The organism is Faecalicatena orotica, assembly GCF_003149245.1.
GTDB classification, from domain to species: domain Bacteria; phylum Bacillota; class Clostridia; order Lachnospirales; family Lachnospiraceae; genus Faecalicatena_A; species Faecalicatena_A orotica.
This window is the reverse complement of record NZ_QGDL01000004.1, coordinates 27,865-45,775: the sequence shown is the minus strand read 5'-3', so window position 1 is coordinate 45,775 and position 17,911 is coordinate 27,865. Positions and strand designations below refer to the sequence as shown.

At 42.9% G+C, this 17,911-nt stretch carries 19 protein-coding genes and 2 tRNA genes; 18 read left to right on the top strand and 3 right to left on the bottom strand.

What is annotated here, in order from left to right; genetic code table 11:
- The first annotated feature begins 61 nt into the window (after positions 1 to 61).
- Positions 62 to 2,596, top strand: a complete 2,535-nt coding sequence (locus tag A8806_RS07770; protein WP_109730630.1) for a ribonucleoside-diphosphate reductase subunit alpha — start codon at positions 62 to 64, stop codon at positions 2,594 to 2,596.
- Positions 2,597 to 2,621: 25 nt separating this feature from the next.
- Positions 2,622 to 3,665 (top strand): ribonucleotide-diphosphate reductase subunit beta, encoded by a 1,044-nt coding sequence (locus tag A8806_RS07765; RefSeq protein ID WP_109730629.1) that lies wholly within the window; start codon positions 2,622 to 2,624, stop codon positions 3,663 to 3,665.
- 64 nt (positions 3,666 to 3,729) lie between these two features.
- On the opposite strand, the gene A8806_RS07760 is transcribed toward A8806_RS07765, so the two are convergent.
- Positions 3,730 to 4,962 (bottom strand): helix-turn-helix domain-containing protein, encoded by a 1,233-nt coding sequence (locus A8806_RS07760; RefSeq protein ID WP_109730628.1) that lies wholly within the window; start codon positions 4,960 to 4,962, stop codon positions 3,730 to 3,732.
- Between the two features lie 243 nt (positions 4,963 to 5,205).
- Here A8806_RS07760 and A8806_RS07755 point away from each other — a divergent pair, with 243 nt between their 5' ends.
- From A8806_RS07755 to A8806_RS07700, 13 genes are all read left to right on the top strand, one after another.
- Positions 5,206 to 6,042 (top strand): HAD family hydrolase, encoded by an 837-nt coding sequence (locus A8806_RS07755; RefSeq protein WP_109730627.1) that lies wholly within the window; start codon positions 5,206 to 5,208, stop codon positions 6,040 to 6,042.
- A 63-nt stretch (positions 6,043 to 6,105) separates the two neighbouring features.
- Positions 6,106 to 7,872, top strand: coding sequence for a glycoside hydrolase family 3 protein (locus A8806_RS07750; protein ID WP_109730626.1), 1,767 nt, complete (start codon positions 6,106 to 6,108; stop codon positions 7,870 to 7,872).
- Between the two features lie 169 nt (positions 7,873 to 8,041).
- Complete coding sequence (locus tag A8806_RS07745; RefSeq protein ID WP_109730625.1) at positions 8,042 to 9,139, top strand: DUF3810 domain-containing protein; 1,098 nt, start codon at positions 8,042 to 8,044, stop codon at positions 9,137 to 9,139.
- Between the two features lie 240 nt (positions 9,140 to 9,379).
- Positions 9,380 to 9,451, top strand: a tRNA-Glu gene (locus tag A8806_RS07740).
- A 4-nt stretch (positions 9,452 to 9,455) separates the two neighbouring features.
- A tRNA-Cys gene (locus tag A8806_RS07735) sits at positions 9,456 to 9,526 on the top strand.
- 129 nt (positions 9,527 to 9,655) lie between these two features.
- Positions 9,656 to 9,862 carry a helix-turn-helix domain-containing protein gene (locus A8806_RS07730; protein WP_109730624.1) on the top strand — a complete coding sequence of 69 codons (207 nt, stop codon included), beginning with the start codon at positions 9,656 to 9,658 and terminating at the stop codon, positions 9,860 to 9,862.
- A gap of 80 nt (positions 9,863 to 9,942) precedes the next feature.
- The gene (locus A8806_RS07725) at positions 9,943 to 10,641 is read left to right on the top strand and encodes a helix-turn-helix domain-containing protein (protein ID WP_109730842.1); all 699 of its coding nucleotides are present in this window, start codon (positions 9,943 to 9,945) and stop codon (positions 10,639 to 10,641) included.
- Between the two features lie 74 nt (positions 10,642 to 10,715).
- Positions 10,716 to 11,642, top strand: coding sequence for a DUF4097 family beta strand repeat-containing protein (locus A8806_RS07720; protein WP_109730623.1), 927 nt, complete (start codon positions 10,716 to 10,718; stop codon positions 11,640 to 11,642).
- A 75-nt stretch (positions 11,643 to 11,717) separates the two neighbouring features.
- Positions 11,718 to 12,359 carry a TetR/AcrR family transcriptional regulator gene (locus tag A8806_RS07715; RefSeq protein ID WP_109730622.1) on the top strand — a complete coding sequence of 214 codons (642 nt, stop codon included), beginning with the start codon at positions 11,718 to 11,720 and terminating at the stop codon, positions 12,357 to 12,359.
- A gap of 224 nt (positions 12,360 to 12,583) precedes the next feature.
- The gene (locus A8806_RS07710) at positions 12,584 to 13,231 is read left to right on the top strand and encodes a TetR/AcrR family transcriptional regulator (RefSeq protein WP_109730621.1); all 648 of its coding nucleotides are present in this window, start codon (positions 12,584 to 12,586) and stop codon (positions 13,229 to 13,231) included.
- A 64-nt stretch (positions 13,232 to 13,295) separates the two neighbouring features.
- Positions 13,296 to 13,586: a hypothetical protein gene (locus A8806_RS07705; RefSeq protein WP_109730620.1), complete on the top strand. Its 291-nt coding sequence runs from the start codon at positions 13,296 to 13,298 to the stop codon at positions 13,584 to 13,586.
- Between the two features lie 17 nt (positions 13,587 to 13,603).
- The gene (locus A8806_RS26130; protein WP_181368626.1) at positions 13,604 to 13,741 is read left to right on the top strand and encodes a hypothetical protein; all 138 of its coding nucleotides are present in this window, start codon (positions 13,604 to 13,606) and stop codon (positions 13,739 to 13,741) included.
- 249 nt (positions 13,742 to 13,990) lie between these two features.
- Positions 13,991 to 14,881 carry a Fic family protein gene (locus A8806_RS07700; protein ID WP_109730619.1) on the top strand — a complete coding sequence of 297 codons (891 nt, stop codon included), beginning with the start codon at positions 13,991 to 13,993 and terminating at the stop codon, positions 14,879 to 14,881.
- 265 nt (positions 14,882 to 15,146) lie between these two features.
- Here A8806_RS07700 and A8806_RS07695 read toward each other — a convergent pair whose 3' ends face one another.
- On the bottom strand, positions 15,147 to 15,500 hold the full coding sequence (locus A8806_RS07695) for a MerR family transcriptional regulator (protein WP_109730618.1): 354 nt from the start codon (positions 15,498 to 15,500) through the stop codon (positions 15,147 to 15,149).
- A gap of 90 nt (positions 15,501 to 15,590) precedes the next feature.
- On the opposite strand from A8806_RS07695, the gene A8806_RS07690 reads away from it, so the two are divergent.
- Positions 15,591 to 15,968 carry a carboxymuconolactone decarboxylase family protein gene (locus A8806_RS07690; RefSeq protein ID WP_109730617.1) on the top strand — a complete coding sequence of 126 codons (378 nt, stop codon included), beginning with the start codon at positions 15,591 to 15,593 and terminating at the stop codon, positions 15,966 to 15,968.
- Positions 15,969 to 16,060: 92 nt separating this feature from the next.
- Here the strand turns inward: A8806_RS07690 and A8806_RS07685 are convergent, their stop codons facing one another.
- Complete coding sequence (locus tag A8806_RS07685; protein WP_109730616.1) at positions 16,061 to 16,708, bottom strand: hypothetical protein; 648 nt, start codon at positions 16,706 to 16,708, stop codon at positions 16,061 to 16,063.
- A gap of 205 nt (positions 16,709 to 16,913) precedes the next feature.
- On the opposite strand from A8806_RS07685, the gene A8806_RS07680 reads away from it, so the two are divergent.
- On the top strand, positions 16,914 to 17,309 hold the full coding sequence (locus A8806_RS07680) for a hypothetical protein (RefSeq protein ID WP_109730615.1): 396 nt from the start codon (positions 16,914 to 16,916) through the stop codon (positions 17,307 to 17,309).
- Complete coding sequence (locus tag A8806_RS07675; protein WP_109730614.1) at positions 17,302 to 17,667, top strand: hypothetical protein; 366 nt, start codon at positions 17,302 to 17,304, stop codon at positions 17,665 to 17,667. The genes A8806_RS07680 and A8806_RS07675 overlap by 8 nt, the downstream gene beginning before the upstream one ends.
- Positions 17,668 to 17,911 lie beyond the last annotated feature (244 nt).

The window sequence follows — 17,911 nt, the reverse complement described above, 5'->3', positions numbered from 1 at the left end:
ATATATTGTGGTAATATATTTTGTACACTACAATAAATGGTATGAAAGGCGTATATAGAGTATGAAGATATGTAAGAGAGACGGAACAGGGGAGACTTACTGCCCGGAAAAAATCAAGGCTGCAATAGGACGCGCATTTGCGAGTGTTGGCTCTGAGATTACGGAAGAGGAAAAGAAGAGGATATTAACCGGTATTGAGGAAAAGTTTCCGGCACAGGTGATTTCGGGGGAAAAGATACTTTCTGTAGAAGAGATTCAGGATATGGCGGAGCAGACTCTGATGGAGGGGAACTACTATAAGGAAATGAAAAGCTATATCCTATATCGTGAGGAGCGCACAAGGCGCAGGGAATCCAGATTCAGGATAGAAGCAAGGTTTCAGGATATGCCGCGTCTGGCCGGGGTGCTGGCAGGGATTCAGAAGGAGTTCCCACAGGAAGAGTATGATCTGGACAGGCTGAATGCAAGGTTTCAGGCATTTTTAAGCCCGGGGCTTTCCGGGAAGGAAATGCTGGCAGTCCTGATGAAAGCGGCGGTGGAGCTCACGACACAGGATGCGCCGAAATGGGAGATGATAGCGGCAAGATTCCGGATGCTCCAGTTTGACCTGTCACTGGCGGAGGCAATGGAAACAGCCAATATAAACAGTTTTTATGAGAAGATCAGCTGGCTGACGGAAGAAGGTCTGTATGGAAGTTACATCCTGAAAAGCTATTCAAAAGAAGAGATTGATGAATTCGAGTCATGGATTGACCCACGCAGAAATGACCTGTTTACTTACTCAGGGCTGGACCTGCTTCTTGGACGCTATGTGATTTCGAACAGAAAGGGTTCGCCTCTTGAGACGCCGCAGGAGATGTTCATGGGGATTGCCATGCATCTTGCAATGAAAGAAACGAATAAAAGAAGCGGCTGGGTGCATCGCTTCTACGATATGCTGAGTACGCTGAAGGTGACAATGGCAACGCCCACACTTTCAAATGCGAGAAAGCCTTACCACCAGCTTTCCTCCTGCTTTATTGATACGGTGCCGGATAGTCTGGACGGGATCTACCGAAGCATTGATAATTTTGCAAAGGTCAGCAAATTCGGCGGCGGTATGGGGATGTATTTTGGAAAAGTGCGTGCGAGCGGCAGTGCCATCCGCGGTTTTGAAGGGGCAGCAGGCGGTGTAATCCGCTGGATCCGGCTGGCAAATGATACGGCCGTTGCCGTGGACCAGCTCGGGGTCCGTCAGGGTGCGGTTGCCGTTTATCTGGATGTATGGCACCGGGACCTGCCGGAATTCTTAAGTCTCAGGACGAACAACGGGGATGAGAGAATGAAAGCCCACGATGTATTCCCCGCGGTCTGCTATCCAGACTATTTCTGGAAACAGGCAAAGGAACACATAGACGGAGACTGGTACCTGATGTGCCCCCACGACATTCTGACAGTGAAAGGATATGCCCTCGAAGATTCTTTTGGGGAAGAATGGGAGGAAAAATATCTGGACTGTGTGCGGGATGAGCGGATCAAGAAGCGTGTCATTCCGATCAAGGATATCCTGCGTCTGATTATCCGGAGTGCGGTTGAGACAGGGACGCCGTTTGCGTTTAACCGGGACCATGTAAACCGTGCAAATCCAAACAGCCATAAAGGAATCATTTACTGCAGCAACCTGTGTACGGAGATTGCACAGAATATGAGCGCCATCGAACTGGTGGAACAGACCACACAGGAGGTGGACGGAGAGAAGGTTGTTGTGACGGTAACAAAGCCGGGAGAGTTCGTTGTATGCAATCTTGCGAGCCTGTCCCTTGGAAATATTCAGGTTGAGAATTTCGAGGAGTTGTCTTATCTTACGGAAAGCGCCGTGCGCGCACTGGATAATGTCATTGACCTGAACTTTTTCCCGGTACCCTATGCAAAGATTAACAACCATAAATACCGCCCTGTAGGTCTGGGGGTAAGCGGGTATCATCATATGCTTGCAAAGCACGGTATTAAGTGGGAGAGTCAGGAGCATCTGGATTTTGTGGAAAAGGTATTTTCCGATATTCACTATGCGGCAGTTCTGGCAAGCACCAATATTGCAGAAGAAAAGGGAAGCTATGAATATTTTGAAGGGAGCGCGTGGCAGACGGGCGAATACTTCCGCCAGAGGAATCTGACAGATGACAGATGGAAACAGCTTGCCCAGAAAGTTGCCGCACAGGGACTGCGCAACGGCTATCTTCTGGCGACTGCCCCCACAAGCAGTACGAGCATCATAGCCGGGACAACCGCAGGGCTTGACCCGATTATGAACCGGTATTTCCTTGAGGAGAAGAAAAACGGCCTGATGCCGAGGGTTGCACCGGAGCTTTCGATGGAAACATTCTGGTATTATAAGAATGCACACCTGATCGACCAGACGTGGTCCGTCCGTGCATGCGGAATCCGGCAGCGGCATATTGATCAGGCACAGAGCATGAACCTTTATATTACGAATGAATACACCTTCCGGGGCGTGCTGGATTTGTACCTTCTGGCCTGGGAGGAAGGCGTGAAGACGATTTATTATATCAGGTCCAGAAGCCTTGAAGTTGAGGAGTGCGAGGTATGTTCCTCTTAACATAGAGAAAAGGAGAAATTCGACAATGACAGAACTGAGAAAGAAGCCCCTGTTCAATCCTGATGGGGATACAGAAGTAACGAAAAGAAAAATGATCGGGGGTAATACCACCAATCTGAATGATTTTAACCACATGAAATATAACTGGGTCAGCGACTGGTACCGTCAGGCGATGAATAACTTCTGGGTGCCGGAAGAAATCAACCTGAGTGTGGATATGAAGGACTATAAGGTGCTGCCGAAACCAGAGCGGAGGGCATATGATAAGATTCTGTCCTTCCTGATTTTTCTGGACAGCATCCAGACAGCAAATCTCCCCAATATTGGAGAATACATTACTGCAAACGAAGTAAACCTTTGCCTGTCCATCCAGACCTTTCAGGAGGCAGTGCACAGTCAGAGCTACAGCTACATGCTGGATACGATCTGTGAGCCTCAGGAGCGCAACGATGTGCTCTACCAATGGAAAGAGGATGCGCATCTTCTGGAACGTAATGAATTCATCGGGAATCTGTACAATGAATTCCAGAAGGAAAAAAGCCCGGAAATGCTGGTACGGACTTTAGTGGCGAACTATATACTGGAGGGGGTTTATTTTTACAGCGGGTTCATGTTTTTCTACAATCTGGGGAGAAACCGCAGGATGCCCGGATCAGTTCAGGAAATCCGTTACATTAACCGCGATGAGAACACGCACCTGTGGCTGTTTAGAAGCATTCTGATGGAACTGAAAAAGGAAGAGCCGGAGCTGTTCACAGACGATAAGGAACGCATTTACAGGGAAATGATCAAAGAAGGCTGTGAACAGGAGATCCGGTGGGGGCATTACGTGATCGGGGACGAAGTACAGGGACTGAACCGGGACATGGTGACCGATTATATCCAATATCTGGGCAACCTAAGATGCATGGGGCTCGGATTCGGGCCGATCTACGAGGGGCACGAAAAAGAACCTGAAAGTATGGAGTGGGTGAGCCAGTTCTCAAATGCAAATATGATCAAAACAGACTTCTTCGAGGCACGAAGCACCGCCTACGCGAAAAGCAGCGCGCTGGTGGATGATTTGTAAGGGGGCGGACGCCTGCAAAAAGTGGTCAGGGACGTACCGGTGGGGGGCTGTATGGTCTGTTTGGTTAAACGCGCCCTAGTGTTGCCCGGTATTCTTTTGGGGTTTTTCCGATTAGTTTTTTGAAGGTTTTGGTGAAGTAGTTTACGTCTGCGATGCCGCAGTACTGGGCGACTGTCTGTATCTGCATGTTTGTGGAGTTTAAGAGGAACAGTGCGTGTTCTATGCGTTTTTTATTGACGTATTCGGTGAGGGTGCTTCCGGTTTCTTTTTTGAAGAGGGCAGAGAGATAGCTGGGATTTACCTGTAGCAGTTCTGCCTGGGCCTTCAGGCCAAGGTCCGCGGTCAGGTCTGAGTCAATGCGGGTGAGGACCTTCTGGATGAGCAGGGAGTATCCTTTCATGGAATGGTTCTTTACAAGCAGGCAGTACTTATGCACCATTTCTTTTTGTAACGCAGGAACGTTCTCCAGAGCAGCCAGCATCTCAATCCTGTGGGCAAAGCGGGAAGACAGGCTGTCAATATGGAGCGGGTGTACAGCTCCATTTTCAGCTGCTTTCCTTAGCAGTGTATTGAGGATGATCAGGTAGTTTTTTTCGTTCCGGATCGGGTCGGCACTGCGTTTTTCCATGACCTGCTGCCCAAAACGGTTAAGAAAGGCCTCTGCCTTGAGTGTCTGCCCCTGGGAAACGGCCAGCATCAGTTCATTTTCGCCTGCGTAGCGGTCCTCCAGAATCTGCATACTGAGGAGCGCTTCTTCAGGTTCTTTATAATCCGGGCGTTCTGCCACGGGATCCAGATCGGCAATGACAGAATTCTCCACATCCTGCAGGGAAAAGTTATCCATCCGGCCCCAGAATCTTTCGCCAAACACATTAATGATAGAGAGAAGGACACTTTCGTCACTCAGCTGTGGGATTCCCTCATAAAATTTTTGGAGCTGGGGATACAGGGCAGCAGGAAGGTTCAGCCTGCGGGCGGTATCAAGAGTCATTTTTTCACTTATATTCATCAGTGCATACGGGCCGATCAGGGCAAATGTGGGTTCATCGGTATCGGGAAGCTGAAATAGAAGATAGCGGTACCAGAATGAATTATTAACCCTGTATATTTTGTTTTCTTCAAATAGTTCAATCCTGTTCCAGAACTGCCCCTGAAAATCAAAATCGGTTTTGATCAGGCTGTACAATCCAAGGGTTATATCCGGGACCGGGTCAGATGATTTTTTTAAAAGTGATACATTCAAATGCAAATTCTGCAGGAGCTTCTGGAACAATTCAAGATCTGAGTGATATTTCATAATAAATCCTCCTCATATAGGTACAAAGTACTTTCATAAAAAATCGTAGTATTATTATCTATTATCGTATTATTTTGTGCAAATTACAAGAATATATAAAAAAAGTATGATTGTTGCTAAAAATAATCCTCACATAAATAGTAAGAAAGATTTAAAATTAAGTCATACAGTGTGGCAGTTAAGGCATCATAGCCGGATTGTAAACCGGGATTCCGGTGAGGACGGAAAAAAGAGGAGTGAAAAATGAATCTGAAAAATTATGAAAAGAAGAAAGAGTTTTTAATCTGTGTGGATTCAGACGGCTGTGCAATGGATACAATGGATATCAAGCACATCCGGTGTTTTGGTCCGTGTATGGTGGAGGAGTGGGGGCTTGAGCAGTGGAAAGAGCCGATTCTTGAAAGGTGGAATGAGATCAACCTGTACACCATGACCCGGGGAATCAACCGCTTTAAGGGCCTTGCCAAAATGCTGGGGGAGGTTCATGAAACGTATATGGAAATAGAGGATCTGCCCGCGCTGGAAAAGTGGGTGGAGGAAAGCAGTGAACTGTCAAACCAGGCACTGGCTGATGCGATCAGAGAGAAAGAAAGCATTGCCCTGAAAAAGGCTCTTTCCTGGTCCGTAAAGGTGAATGAGAAGATTAATGATCTTCCGTTTGACGTGAAAAAACCTTTTGCAGGTGTTAAAGAAGCACTTGCGGCGGCACATGAAAAGGCGGATATTGCGATTGTCTCTTCTGCGAATCTGCAGGCAGTAGAAGAGGAATGGGAATTGTACGGACTGCTGAAACATGTCGACATTTTACTGGCACAGGATACGGGAAGCAAGGCATTCTGTATCGGCGAACTTGTGAAAAAGGGATATAATGTCAGGAATGTGCTTATGACAGGAGATGCGCCGGGGGACTATGAAGCTGCCTCGAAAAACGGGGTGTTCTTTTATCCGATTCTGGTACGCCACGAAAATGAGTCATGGGAAGAGTTTCGGAACGAGGGTGCTTTGAGGCTTTTTGACGGAAGTTATGAAGGTGCCTATCAGGAGAAGAAGATAGCTGAGTTTATGGATAACCTGAAGTAATAAAAAACAAGACGGCTGACAGTAAGCCATATAACAGGAGAGGCAGGACGAAAGGAGAATAACATGGTAGATTTGAGACAAAACCCGTATTTTTTATCAGAGGAAGATATTAAGTGGGTAGAGGAAACGATTGACGGTATGAGCGCAGAGGAGAAGGTGGGACAGCTTTTTTTCCAGCTGACGGCATCTCATGATGAAGAGTACCTGAAGGAATTGATGGAGAAGTACCACCTCGGAGGCTGCCGTTATAATCCGGCCCCGGGAAAAGCAATACAGGAACAGAACCGCAAACTTCAGAAATATGCAAAGGTCCCGCTGTTCATTGCCTGCAATACTGAGGCAGGAGGGGACGGGGCATGTGCGGATGGAACGATGATCGGTTCCGGTGTTAAAATTGCTGCAACGGATAAGGAAGAATATGCATTTGCACTTGGCAAAATGGCGAATGAGGAGGCGGCTGCGATCGGCTGCAATATGGCTTTCGCCCCGGTCAGCGATATCCTGTACAACTGGGAAAATACAGAAGTTGTGTCACGTGCATTCGGCGGTGATGCAGAGCGTGTGGCACGTATGAGCGCCGCATATCTGGAAGGTGCGCATACGATTGACGGGTTTGCATGTGCCGCCAAGCATTTCCCGGGAAACGGACAGGATTTCAGAGATGCGCACCTGTCCAACAATGTGAACTATTTTGATGTAGAAGAGTGGGACAAAACCTATGGAATGGTTTATAAAACTCTGATTGATAAAGGTCTGGATGCCATTATGGGCGGACATATCATGCTGCCGGAATACGCAAAGGCAATCAATCCTGACTTAAAGGATGAAGATATGATGCCTGCTACTTTAAGTCATGAGATTATGACAGTGCTTCTCCGTGAGAAACTCGGATTCAATGGAATGGTGGTAACGGATGCATCCCATATGGTAGCCATGACGGACAGGATGTCCCGTAAGGAAATGCTTCCGAAATCTATCAACTCAGGATGTGACATGTTCCTGTTCTTCAATGATCCGGATGAAGATTTTAACACGATGCTGGATGCATATAAGAATGGCTTGATCGGCGAAGAGAGAATGAGAGAGGCCTTAACGCGTATTCTCGGACTGAAGGCACATCTCGGCCTGCATAAAAAGGCAAAGGAAGACCTTGTGCCGCAGCCGGAAACAGCAGATGCAGTTCTTGGAAAAGAAGAGCATAAGGAAATGCAGAAGACAATCAGCAATGACTGCATCACCCTTGTAAAATATAAAGACAAAGATGTCCTTCCGCTTACACCTGAGCGCTATAAGAGAATTATGATCGTGCATGTAAAAGGCGCGGAGAATGGCATGTCAGCCCTCATGAAGCTTATGGGAGCAGGCGGCGGAAACCCGGCAGAGGCCTTAAAACAAAGGCTGTGTGACAAAGGATTTGATGCCTTCATCTATGAAAGCCCTCTGGACCAGATGAAGAAGAAAATAGAGGCCGGGGAAAAACCGGATGTGAACCTATATTTTGCAGGAAAGAATGCAATTGCCGACTTCGTAAAGGACATGGACCTTGTCATTACACTCTGTGATGTTTCAGGCGGAAGACCGAGCTTCGGATTATCAAAAGGGGGCGGGGAAATCCCGTGGTATGTATTCGAGGTTCCGGTAGTGGCGATCGGATGCGGACAGCCGACGATGCTCGCAGATATTCCTCAGGTTCGCACCTATATCAACACATATGATTCCAAAGATACGACATTCGATGCACTCGTAGAAGATCTGATGGAAGGGGAAGATGCATTCAAGGGGATCGATCCGATTGACAGCTTCTGCGGATTGTTTGACGCGAGACTGTAGTTCAGGGGCTTCAGGATTTCCGGATGGCCTGCTTACTGGTTGTATTATGTTACGTATGGAAATTAAAACCAGGGTGGTAATGGTTTATTGACTTCTGAAAGTATCTGTGATGTAATAATAAAAGAACTGAAAAACACAGGATAACAGGTACAGGCAGCCGGGAATAAAGATGAGAAAAAACAGCAGAAAAAAGGATAATACAATAGAAAAACGAATGACCGCAGGATGCATTTTGCTTGCAGTAAGCGCGGCCATGACAGTATGGGCAGGAAAATCACCTGATATGGCAGAGTGGTATTCTGCCCATATTTATCCTGTCATCGTATCCACGTTTGGCCGGTTTTCAGGCTTATTCCCGTGGTCTCTGTCAGAGCTGTGTTTTTATACGCTGATCGTACTTCTGATTGGAACACTCATCCATGCAGGTGTGTCGGCATTCCGGTCGAAACAGGGTGGTGCAGTCATGCTGAAATGGGCGTCAGGACTTTTTCTGACAGCATCGGTGCTGCTTTTTCTCTATGTCATGAACTGCGGTATTAATTACAAGAGCGATTCTTTTTCTGAACAGGCAGGATTGTATACATCTGAATATACGGCAGACGATCTGAAGCAGGTATGCATCCGGCTGACAGATGAAGTGAACGCAAGGGCAGACAGGGTGAATCGGGACGGCTCCGGTGTGATGCAGCTGGATGGCCCGGAAGGTGACGAAGCGGTAGAGGCACTGAAGCAGCTTGGGACACACTACCCGGAACTGGCGGGTTACTATCCCCCGCCTAAGAAACTTCTGCTATCCCAGATTCTATCTTATCAGGGACTGACAGGGATATACCTTCCCTTCACGGTAGAAGCGAATTATAACAAAGATATGACGCCCTACAACATTCCATTTACCGCCTGCCATGAATTGTCCCACCTCAGGGGATTCATGCAGGAAGAAGAAGCCAACTTTATAGCATTTCTTGCATGCAAGGACGCAGGAAGAGTGGACTTCCAGTACAGCGGGTACCTGTCTGGCTGGGTATACAGCATGAACGCGCTCCACAGAGCCGATGCAGAAGCATGGGAAGAAGTCCGCCCCCTGCTTGGCGGGAACGTGGAGGCTGACCTAAAGGCCAACAATCAGTTCTGGGCAAAGTACGACGGTGCAGTAGCCGAAGTCTCTAATAAAGTCAACGATACATACCTCAAGGCAAACGGACAGTCAGACGGCGTGCAGAGCTATGGAAGGATGGTCGACCTGATTGTGGCTTACTTTAAAAAATGACTTTTTCAATTATTTATGCTATTCTAAGTACATAAAAGGAGCAATCGCCAAAAGTGGTTGACCTGCTGAATGTTAAGAAAACACCCTGACTCGTCAAAGTAGAGGGTGTTTTCTTTTACGTTTTACTGACTTATTAAATAAACTAAGGGCAAAATCTTAGAAAAGGGCTTGCAATTTACCAAAGGATATGATAATATAAACAACGGTCACTGCAAAAGCAGCGGCATAATATTGTACAATGGCCCCGTGGTCAAGCGGTTAAGACATCGCCCTTTCACGGCGGTAACACGGGTTCGATTCCCGTCGGGGTCATTATGGCGCAGTAGCCAAGTGGTAAGGCGTGGGTCTGCAACACCCTGATCACCGGTTCAAATCCGGTCTGTGCCTCTTATGTAAAGCAAAGGAAATGCTGTAAATTTAGTGTTTCCTTTGTTTTTTTGTATTTAAAGTGTTGACAAATCCTTAACGAATTTTTAAGGGTAAATAGAAAATCTGTAATTAATGAGATGATGTCATATGAAATATCCTGAACGGATGAAAGAATTACGACAGGATCTGGATTTATCCCAAGAAAAAATATCCAAATTGTTAGGTGTGGCTCAAACAACATATTCTCAATATGAACTTGATAAGCGTTCTATACCGATTGTTTATCTTGTAGCTCTTTGCAAGTTTTATAATGTGTCTGCCGATTATATGTTAGGTTTGACTGATAAAAAATAGTACCTATAGATAACTTGCTAATTTCTAGGGGGACTATTTTCATATTGACAATTTCACTGAAAAGATGTAAAATTATAAAAATGAATGATTCATTCAGAGGAGGGGCGATTTTGAACGAACGAATGAAAATTACTGCTGATGCGGCGGCAATGCTGTTCTTAAGGCAGGGGTATTCTAAAACACAGATCAGTCATATTGCCAAGGCTGTAGGGGTTTCTGTTGGTACGATATACCTCGATTTTAGTGGGAAAAAGGAGATATTAAATTTCATATTGGCTTCAATCATTGATCCGGATTTTGTAAACCACGAGTTTGAACGTCCGATTACAAATGATTTATTTATAGGAATTGAAACTAAAATTGTCACGTTATTTGAAGATATAGGTACAGAGTTTTCCCGCCATCTTGAAAATAATGCTATCGGTTATACTTTCGGGGAACTTATCTCTGATTCTTTTGATCTTTTGGCTCAATACGCAGTAGGCTGTCTGTTTATCGAGAAGAATTATTTTGATTTCAAATATTTAAGTGATCATTACCGGGAATATCGGAAGAAATTTTTTGCAGCCATGAGACAGTATTTATCTATCTTCATGGACAGAGGAGATGTCAGGCAATTGGAAGATCTGGACCTGAACGTGATGTATATCACGGAAACCCTGTCCTGGTGGGCTATGGATATGCGTTACACCTCTTTTGAAATAAGTGAAATTTCGTTGGAGAGCGCTAAAAAAATATGTATAGATAATATTACAGCAGCATATAAAAAACAAAATTAACAGGGCTTACAGTGCCCTTTAATTTTTACAAGTAATATGAATGAATAATTCATTTAGAAAGTGGGGGATTATTTATGATAACTAAAAACCATGTTATATTTTGTGCACCTGTATTACTCTGCCTGCTGCTATTCGCAGGATGTTCCAAGACAGATACCCATGAGACTGCAAATGAATTACGGTTTTCTCTGACTGATGTATCAGATATCACGATATCCTATGACGAGGAAGACATCACTTTTTATGATTCTGATGACGATACGTTAATAATAAAGGAATACATGACGGTAAAAAAGAAGAGTTATTTTGCCAAAGTAAAACAGAGAAAAAACAGTCTTCACATCAGTGAAGGCGGGAAACCGATTTTTAAAGGCGATTTTAACCGTCATATTGAAATTTATCTACCATTGTCCTATCAAAACAATCTTTCAATTACAACGACGGACGGAAACATTAATTTATCTGATATCGATTTAAATGTATCAGATCTCCAGATTGACAGTACATCGGGAACCGTACAGGTCAGCCACGCACAGGCAGATCAGATGCATCTGTCATCAACAAGCGGTACGTTCAAATTAGGCAGTTTAACGGCAGAGTCGATCTGGATTAAAACCACATGCGGAAATGTTATGTGTAAAGAAATAGACGGAAGTGTCACCTATACTTCTACCAGCGGCAATGCTGAATTTCAGTCAGCTATCGGTTTCGGCAGATTTACAGCAGAAAATTCCGGCAGACTGTCGGTGTGCTACACAAACGTTGACGGCGATCTGATGTTATTTAATAAAAACGATAACATTAATCTGGTACTTCCGGAAAAGCTGGAATTTGAATTTGAAGCCATTACAAAAAACGGTGCTATATCCACAAATTTTCAGAAACAAATTGAAATTGACGGAGACAAAACCATCGGAACCGTAGGGGATAATCCAACATCTACGGTTAGGGTGGAAACTAAGAATGGGAATATTACAGCAGTTGTTGGCATCTGCCATTGACTTTTCTTAAAGACAATGTTATCATAATCATACATACAGAATGTATGAAGATTGCATAAGGGAGATAATTCGAAAATGGCAGGAAATAAATTCCCCGAAATCACCGAAAAAATGATACTGGATACAGCAAAAAAGCTCTTTCTTGAAAACGGATATGAAAAAGTCACATTGCAGGGTATTGCAGATGCATGCGGGCTTACAAGAGGTGCTATTTATCATCATTTTAGAGGAAAGGAAGAAATGTTAGATGCTGTTACTGCTTATATGTTTAACGAAACAACTTCTTTTTATAAATTAAAAGAGGAGACTTCATTAAACGGATTGGAAAAATTACAGAAGTTGTTAATCGCTCCCCTTTTTGATGATGAACAGATACAGATGTATTCCATGCTCTCCCAGACTTTTTATAAAAGTCCCAAATTAGTATCTGCGTATCTGCTGGACTGCCAAAACTCAGTGATTCCTATGACACAGGTTTATATTGAAGAGGGAATCATTGATGGATCTATTAAATGTGAAGATGCTGATGTCCTTGCCGAGATAATAACTGTTTTTTTCAGTATCTGGTTAAGCCCGATGATATTCAATACGACAAAAGAGAAGTTCTTGCTGAAACTAAAATATATCAGGATTATGCTGGAAAGTGTTGGCCTTGATCTTATGGATGACGAAATGGCCAGGGCGATTGAAAAAATGTGTGACGTATTATTTCACTGAATCGAGGAAACAGCGAAGCGGATTGCGAATTGGTTCAATATAACTTTAGGGACAGAAAGTGTGCGGAGAAATCCGCAGATATCAGGAATGCACGACACACTGAGCAAGGGAAAATAGATTACCTGAAAGGGGTAATTTATTTTTACCTATAATCATACATACAGAATGAATGATTATGAACGCTAATGTTAAGTATGAGAAAACTAAGAGAAGGGAGGATTATTATGGCTCGAAACAAATTTCCTGAAGTTACTATCGAAAAGATAATGGAAGTATCACAGCGTTTATTTTTGGAAAAGGGATATGACAGCACAACCATTCAGGATATCGTAGAGGAGCTTGGCGGGTTAACCAGAGGGGCAGTTTATCATCACTTTAGGTCTAAAGAAGAAATTATGGACGCGATAGGAGATAAAATGTTCTTTGAAAACAATCCTTTTACAATTGTCAAACAGCGTAAAGATTTGAATGGCCTGCAGAAAATGCGTGAAGTCATTAAGATTAACCGTGTGGATGTGAAAAGGTCACAATTAAACAAACATACTCTTCCTATGCTGAAAAACCCACGAATATTAGCAAGAATGATTGAAACGGACAGACGGTTAATTGCCCCTTTATGGTTCGAATTAATTAAAGAAGGGCAGCATGATGGATCAATAAAAGCAAAATTTCCCAAAGAACTTTCAGAATTACTTCCGTTATTGATAAATTTGTGGCTGGCGCCATCTGTTTACCCCGGTTCCGTAGAGGAGATGATGGACAAGTTAACCTGTATCGGAACAATGCTTGAGGCTATGGGACTTCCGCTTATTGATGATGAAATCAAAGAGATTGCAGTGCATTCCTTTAAAGAAATGGAACTTGATGATTAATAGACACTCATTTTCCTTACAGAACTATACATAAAAATCAATTATTGAGTAGGAGGATTAAAATATGACAGAACAAAAATTTGAAAACACAATGGAACATTTTGGAGATACGATTGAAAAGACTTTTGAGGGGGCAGCTAAAATACTTGATAAATCACTTAACTTAATGTGGAGTATCCGTCCTGTCCGCCTGATAGGAAAAACATTCGCATTTTTGACAGGTGCCGGGCTTATAGCAGGTGCTGTACCGCTTGATGAAAAAGGATATCATAAAGCTGCAAAAGCCTGTTTTATATGCGGCGGTCTGATTTTACTTGCACAAATTATTGAACTGGCAATATTAAGGAAAAAATAATTACAGGAGGCCTATTTATGAAAAGAGTGTTTTTAGTAATAAAGTACATTGCCATAGCAGCGATATCAGTAGTGGCTGCGGCAGAAATAATATCGAGTAATACTTACTATATCAATATAAAGAAACGAGGCAGAAAGGGAGCATGTAGGAGTTGAGAATAGAAACTCTATAAAATGGTCTGCAGACATCAAATGTTTTGCGTCTGGTGGTTTATCTTTCTTGAAAGTTGTACGTTTATGTTCATGTTAAAATCAGCAAATCAGTAACTATGGACTTTGAAATTACCAGAAACGGCAATTAAATACTAGAAGTCACATAAATAATTGAAAAACATTGCCGATAATGTGATATACTATACATAGATTAGTATAATTATTGATTCAATTCTTAACGGAGGGGAGCATATGCGATATCTTTCAGTTACTAAGATAGCAAAAAAATGGAATGTTTCGGAACGCAGCGTAAGAAACTATTGCGCTCAGGGACGAGTAAGCGGTGCATTTCTTACCGGCAAGACTTGGAATATTCCGGAAAATGCAGAAAAGCCGGAGCGTTCCAATAAGAAAAAAGAACAGCCTAAAACATTGTTGGATATTCTGCAGGATGAAAAGAAAAAGAAATATTCTGGTGGTATTTACCACAAGACACAGATTGATATGACTTATAACTCGAACCATATGGAAGGCAGCCATCTGACCCATGATCTAACCAGATATATTTTTGAAACGAATACCATTGGTGTAGAAAATGAAGTTCTTAATGTGGACGATATAATTGAAACGGCCAATCATTTTCGCTGTATTGATATGATTATTGACAATGCAAAACTGACATTGACAGAAAAGTTCATCAAAGGGCTTCATTTGATCTTAAAAAATGGGACCAGTGACTCCCGGAAAGATTGGTTCACTGTGGGTGATTATAAAAAAATGCCTAATGAGGTGGGCGGCTTGTCCACTGCACTTCCAGAAGAAGTTGCTGATAAAATGAAAGTACTGCTGACAGAGTATAATATTAAGAAAGAAAAAACTTTTGAAGATATTCTGGACTTTCATGTGAAGTTTGAAAGAATTCATCCGTTTCAGGATGGAAACGGTCGTGTGGGTAGGTTGATTATGTTTAAAGAGTGCCTGAAATACAATATTGTTCCGTTTATCCTTGATGATAGTCTGAAAATGTTCTACTATCGTGGCTTGAAGGAATGGGGCAATGAAAAAGGGTATTTGACGGATACCTGCCTGACAGCGCAGGATGAATATAAAGCTTATCTGGATTACTTTAGAATCCAGTATTAAAACGAATAAATGAAGAATGTTAATAAGAATTATGCTAAATATAGCGTTTTTTATAAAGAGAGCCGTCCAATACTGGGCGGCTCAATTTTTTTCGAAGCAAATAACAAAAGGGGATACAGCTGCAATTTAAAATGAGGGTACTTTTATACAAATTGCTGCTGTTTATACCCTATGTTCGCATGCGGGAACATAAGTTTTCGGGTGGACAAGATAAGAAATATATTTCGCAAGATAAGAAAGGGATAAAGAAGATACTGATAGTGTGCTAATCAGGAATACTGTTTTTATAGAACTCGATCTTACAATCCAGATTATCCAGATATTCAGCCCATTTCTTCTGCTGTTCAAGAACATACAACCTGTGCCCCTGAAGCATCTCTAACCGTTCCGGCATGGTAGCTGCCCCTTCATATCGAAGCTTTGAATATTTTTCGATATCTCTCAGAAGCATGCCGGTATCTTTTAACCTTTGGATAAATTTTACCCATTCTATATCGCCCTGCTCGTAGCAGCGCCTGCCTATAGGATCACGGCTTACGCGGATCAATCCCTTCTTCTCATAATATCGCAGTGTATATTCGCTGATATTTGTCACCTTTGATAATTCACCTATTGTCATAAGTTATACCCACCTCCTAAAAAACTCTTGACTTACAGTATAGTCTAAGAAATATGCTTATATTGTAATCGCTTAAGGAGGTAAAATCAAATGAAAGAAACGAGATATGAAAATGGAATGAAACGCTTAAAAGAAATTGACGGTGCAGGCGGTGAGGCTGTCATTCGGTCACTGGAGGATATCTCACCGGATCTGGGTAAATTCATAGTTGAATTTGCATTTGGAGATATTTACACAAGAAAAGAAATGAGTATGCAGGAGAGGGAACTGATTACAATTACCAGCCTGCTTACTTTAGGGGGCTGCGAACCGCAGCTGGAGGTTCATATCAATGGGGCTTTAAATGTAGGCATCCCGCCGCAGAAGGTCATAGAGACATTTTTACAATGTATCCCATATACGGGATTTCCGAGAGTATTGAATGCTGTTTTTACTGCGAAAAAGATATTTGCGGAGAGGGGATATTAACAAGAGCCGTCCAATAGTGGGCGGCTCAAAGCAAGAACCATAAAATAGCAGCCACTGGCCTTAGTACTTTATAAACTCTTTGTATTATCTTCCTATTGTACAACCAGATTCCCCTGCGGCCAGTTACACCAATCCCATTCACTTACGCTGTCTGAACTATCCAGTGTCAGTGATATCAGGAACCTTTCATTATTATCTGTTTCCATTAAAAATGAATTAGGGTGCTTGGTATCTGTTCCAACGGCCCGCCAGCCGTTCTGAAGAAGACTGGATTTTGTGTCTTCATAAGAATTTCCGCAAGACACACCCTGCATGCTTACACTGTAATTATCCGAGCATTGGACTGTGATGGGAATAGAGGGATTGGTCCCGGACGAAGGCTGCCATTCTACGGAAATACCGTTCCCTTCAAATCGTTCGCCTAATTCTCCAAACTGTTCACCTTCTGCTTTCGTAAGTCCCAATTCCTGAACCATAGATGGCAGGCTCTCTTCATTCATATAACCGGATAATTCTATAGAATCATCTGTATTTTGTGAAGGGGGATTTTCTTCGGGCTGTAGTTCTGGGGGTTCTGGAGACGGAGTTTCGGAAGAATTTGCAGCATTACTTTGTGCCTTGTCAGAGGAATCCCCGGTCTGCCCGCTATCGGCAGATTTATTACTGGAACAGCCGGTAAGTACGACAGTCATAATCAGGACTAAAACCAGACCAAACAGAGAGATAGTACCTTTTTTCATAGAAACATCCCCTTTCATAAATATTTGTAGTATTTAATTACATTCTATAGCTCTGATAGACGAACGTCAACCATCGTCTGGTGTACAACCAGTCAATCCTTGATATTTTGATACTGGTTCAGTATACTAATATCAAGGATTTTGTTCAGGATACTTGTGAGATTACATTCATGGAGCTTTTTAGGAGCTTCAGAGGACAAGGCGTATGAAGAAAAGAATCGCGTTAATCATTGCTGCAATATTCATTGTAATTACAGGGTGGATTGTGATAAACTGGGGCTTCCGGGACGGAACGGATGGTGCCCGGGATGATCTCAGAACAGGTGGTGAGTATGACCACTTATATCATTCTTATGCACAAATAGTGGCTAAAGAGGATACTGATAAAACAATGACGGTAAGGCTGAATCAGGAAACCGATGATTTTTCATCTGATGAGCTGGTATTGGACTGTTCAAAATCAGGTCTGGATTTTTCAAAATGGGAAATCGGGGAAGATATCACATTTTATTATTTTAAACCGGTAGATGAGACTTCTAATGTGAAAATTGAAGATATAATACCGGATCAGAATCTGCAAGGAGCAGTAAAAGATGTATAAACTATTAAGTACACCTGCAAAAGTAACTACAAAACAAGCCATAGCAACTGTAGTATTGGCTTATGTTTCTCTTATCATATCACAGCTTGCCGCTGTATTAATCGGTCAGGCTGTTACAGTAATTGGATTACCTGATGCAGTAGGAAGTGCTTATTTTCATATGGCCGGAAAATGGGAAATCACGCCTATGAGTACAGGTGAGATTTGTTATACGGTTACAGGTGCTGTAAAATTTAATGCCGCGGTTATCATTTCATCCGTCATCTTTGCCTTATCCCATCTTATCGGAGCAGATCTGTTACATACGAAAGCGGTAATATTTGGAACAGCGCAATTGTACACAGTCTGTGGAATATAATAATTGTCGGCGGTATTCTGCATATCGGTGTGGAACCAAATAGATATTCCATGTTTAACTATGTGCTGGACAGCAAATCATTTTTTATTAGGAGGAGAATTTGGCATTGAGGCATCTGTAATTGCCATCATCGGATATATGGTTGTTTCCATTCTTGCCCTCATTTTGATAAAAAGGACAAAGAAGGGGTAAGGTTATGGAAAGGAAGTATGGCGTTGGATTTTTAGAACAAGTGATGCAATCA

Bases quoted from the DNA above. Each gene is read 5' to 3' on its own strand.
- A8806_RS07685 (WP_109730616.1), bottom strand. From the start codon at position 16,708: ATGAAAAAAGGTACTATCTCTCTGTTTGGTCTGGTTTTAGTCCTGATT.
- A8806_RS07755 (WP_109730627.1), top strand. From the start codon at position 5,206: ATGAATCTGAAAAATTATGAAAAGAAGAAAGAGTTTTTAATCTGTGTG.
- A8806_RS07710 (WP_109730621.1), top strand. From the start codon at position 12,584: ATGGCTCGAAACAAATTTCCTGAAGTTACTATCGAAAAGATAATGGAA.
- A8806_RS07690 (WP_109730617.1), top strand. From the start codon at position 15,591: ATGAAAGAAACGAGATATGAAAATGGAATGAAACGCTTAAAAGAAATT.
- A8806_RS07700 (WP_109730619.1), top strand. From the start codon at position 13,991: ATGCGATATCTTTCAGTTACTAAGATAGCAAAAAAATGGAATGTTTCG.
- A8806_RS07765 (WP_109730629.1), top strand. From the start codon at position 2,622: ATGACAGAACTGAGAAAGAAGCCCCTGTTCAATCCTGATGGGGATACA.
- A8806_RS07675 (WP_109730614.1), top strand. From the start codon at position 17,302: ATGTATAAACTATTAAGTACACCTGCAAAAGTAACTACAAAACAAGCC.
- A8806_RS07680 (WP_109730615.1), top strand. From the start codon at position 16,914: ATGAAGAAAAGAATCGCGTTAATCATTGCTGCAATATTCATTGTAATT.
- A8806_RS07715 (WP_109730622.1), top strand. From the start codon at position 11,718: ATGGCAGGAAATAAATTCCCCGAAATCACCGAAAAAATGATACTGGAT.
- A8806_RS07770 (WP_109730630.1), top strand. From the start codon at position 62: ATGAAGATATGTAAGAGAGACGGAACAGGGGAGACTTACTGCCCGGAA.
- A8806_RS26130 (WP_181368626.1), top strand. From the start codon at position 13,604: ATGAAAAGAGTGTTTTTAGTAATAAAGTACATTGCCATAGCAGCGATA.
- A8806_RS07750 (WP_109730626.1), top strand. From the start codon at position 6,106: ATGGTAGATTTGAGACAAAACCCGTATTTTTTATCAGAGGAAGATATT.
- A8806_RS07720 (WP_109730623.1), top strand. From the start codon at position 10,716: ATGATAACTAAAAACCATGTTATATTTTGTGCACCTGTATTACTCTGC.
- A8806_RS07695 (WP_109730618.1), bottom strand. From the start codon at position 15,500: ATGACAATAGGTGAATTATCAAAGGTGACAAATATCAGCGAATATACA.
- A8806_RS07745 (WP_109730625.1), top strand. From the start codon at position 8,042: ATGAGAAAAAACAGCAGAAAAAAGGATAATACAATAGAAAAACGAATG.
- A8806_RS07760 (WP_109730628.1), bottom strand. From the start codon at position 4,962: ATGAAATATCACTCAGATCTTGAATTGTTCCAGAAGCTCCTGCAGAAT.
- A8806_RS07725 (WP_109730842.1), top strand. From the start codon at position 9,943: ATGAATGATTCATTCAGAGGAGGGGCGATTTTGAACGAACGAATGAAA.
- A8806_RS07730 (WP_109730624.1), top strand. From the start codon at position 9,656: ATGAAATATCCTGAACGGATGAAAGAATTACGACAGGATCTGGATTTA.
- A8806_RS07705 (WP_109730620.1), top strand. From the start codon at position 13,296: ATGACAGAACAAAAATTTGAAAACACAATGGAACATTTTGGAGATACG.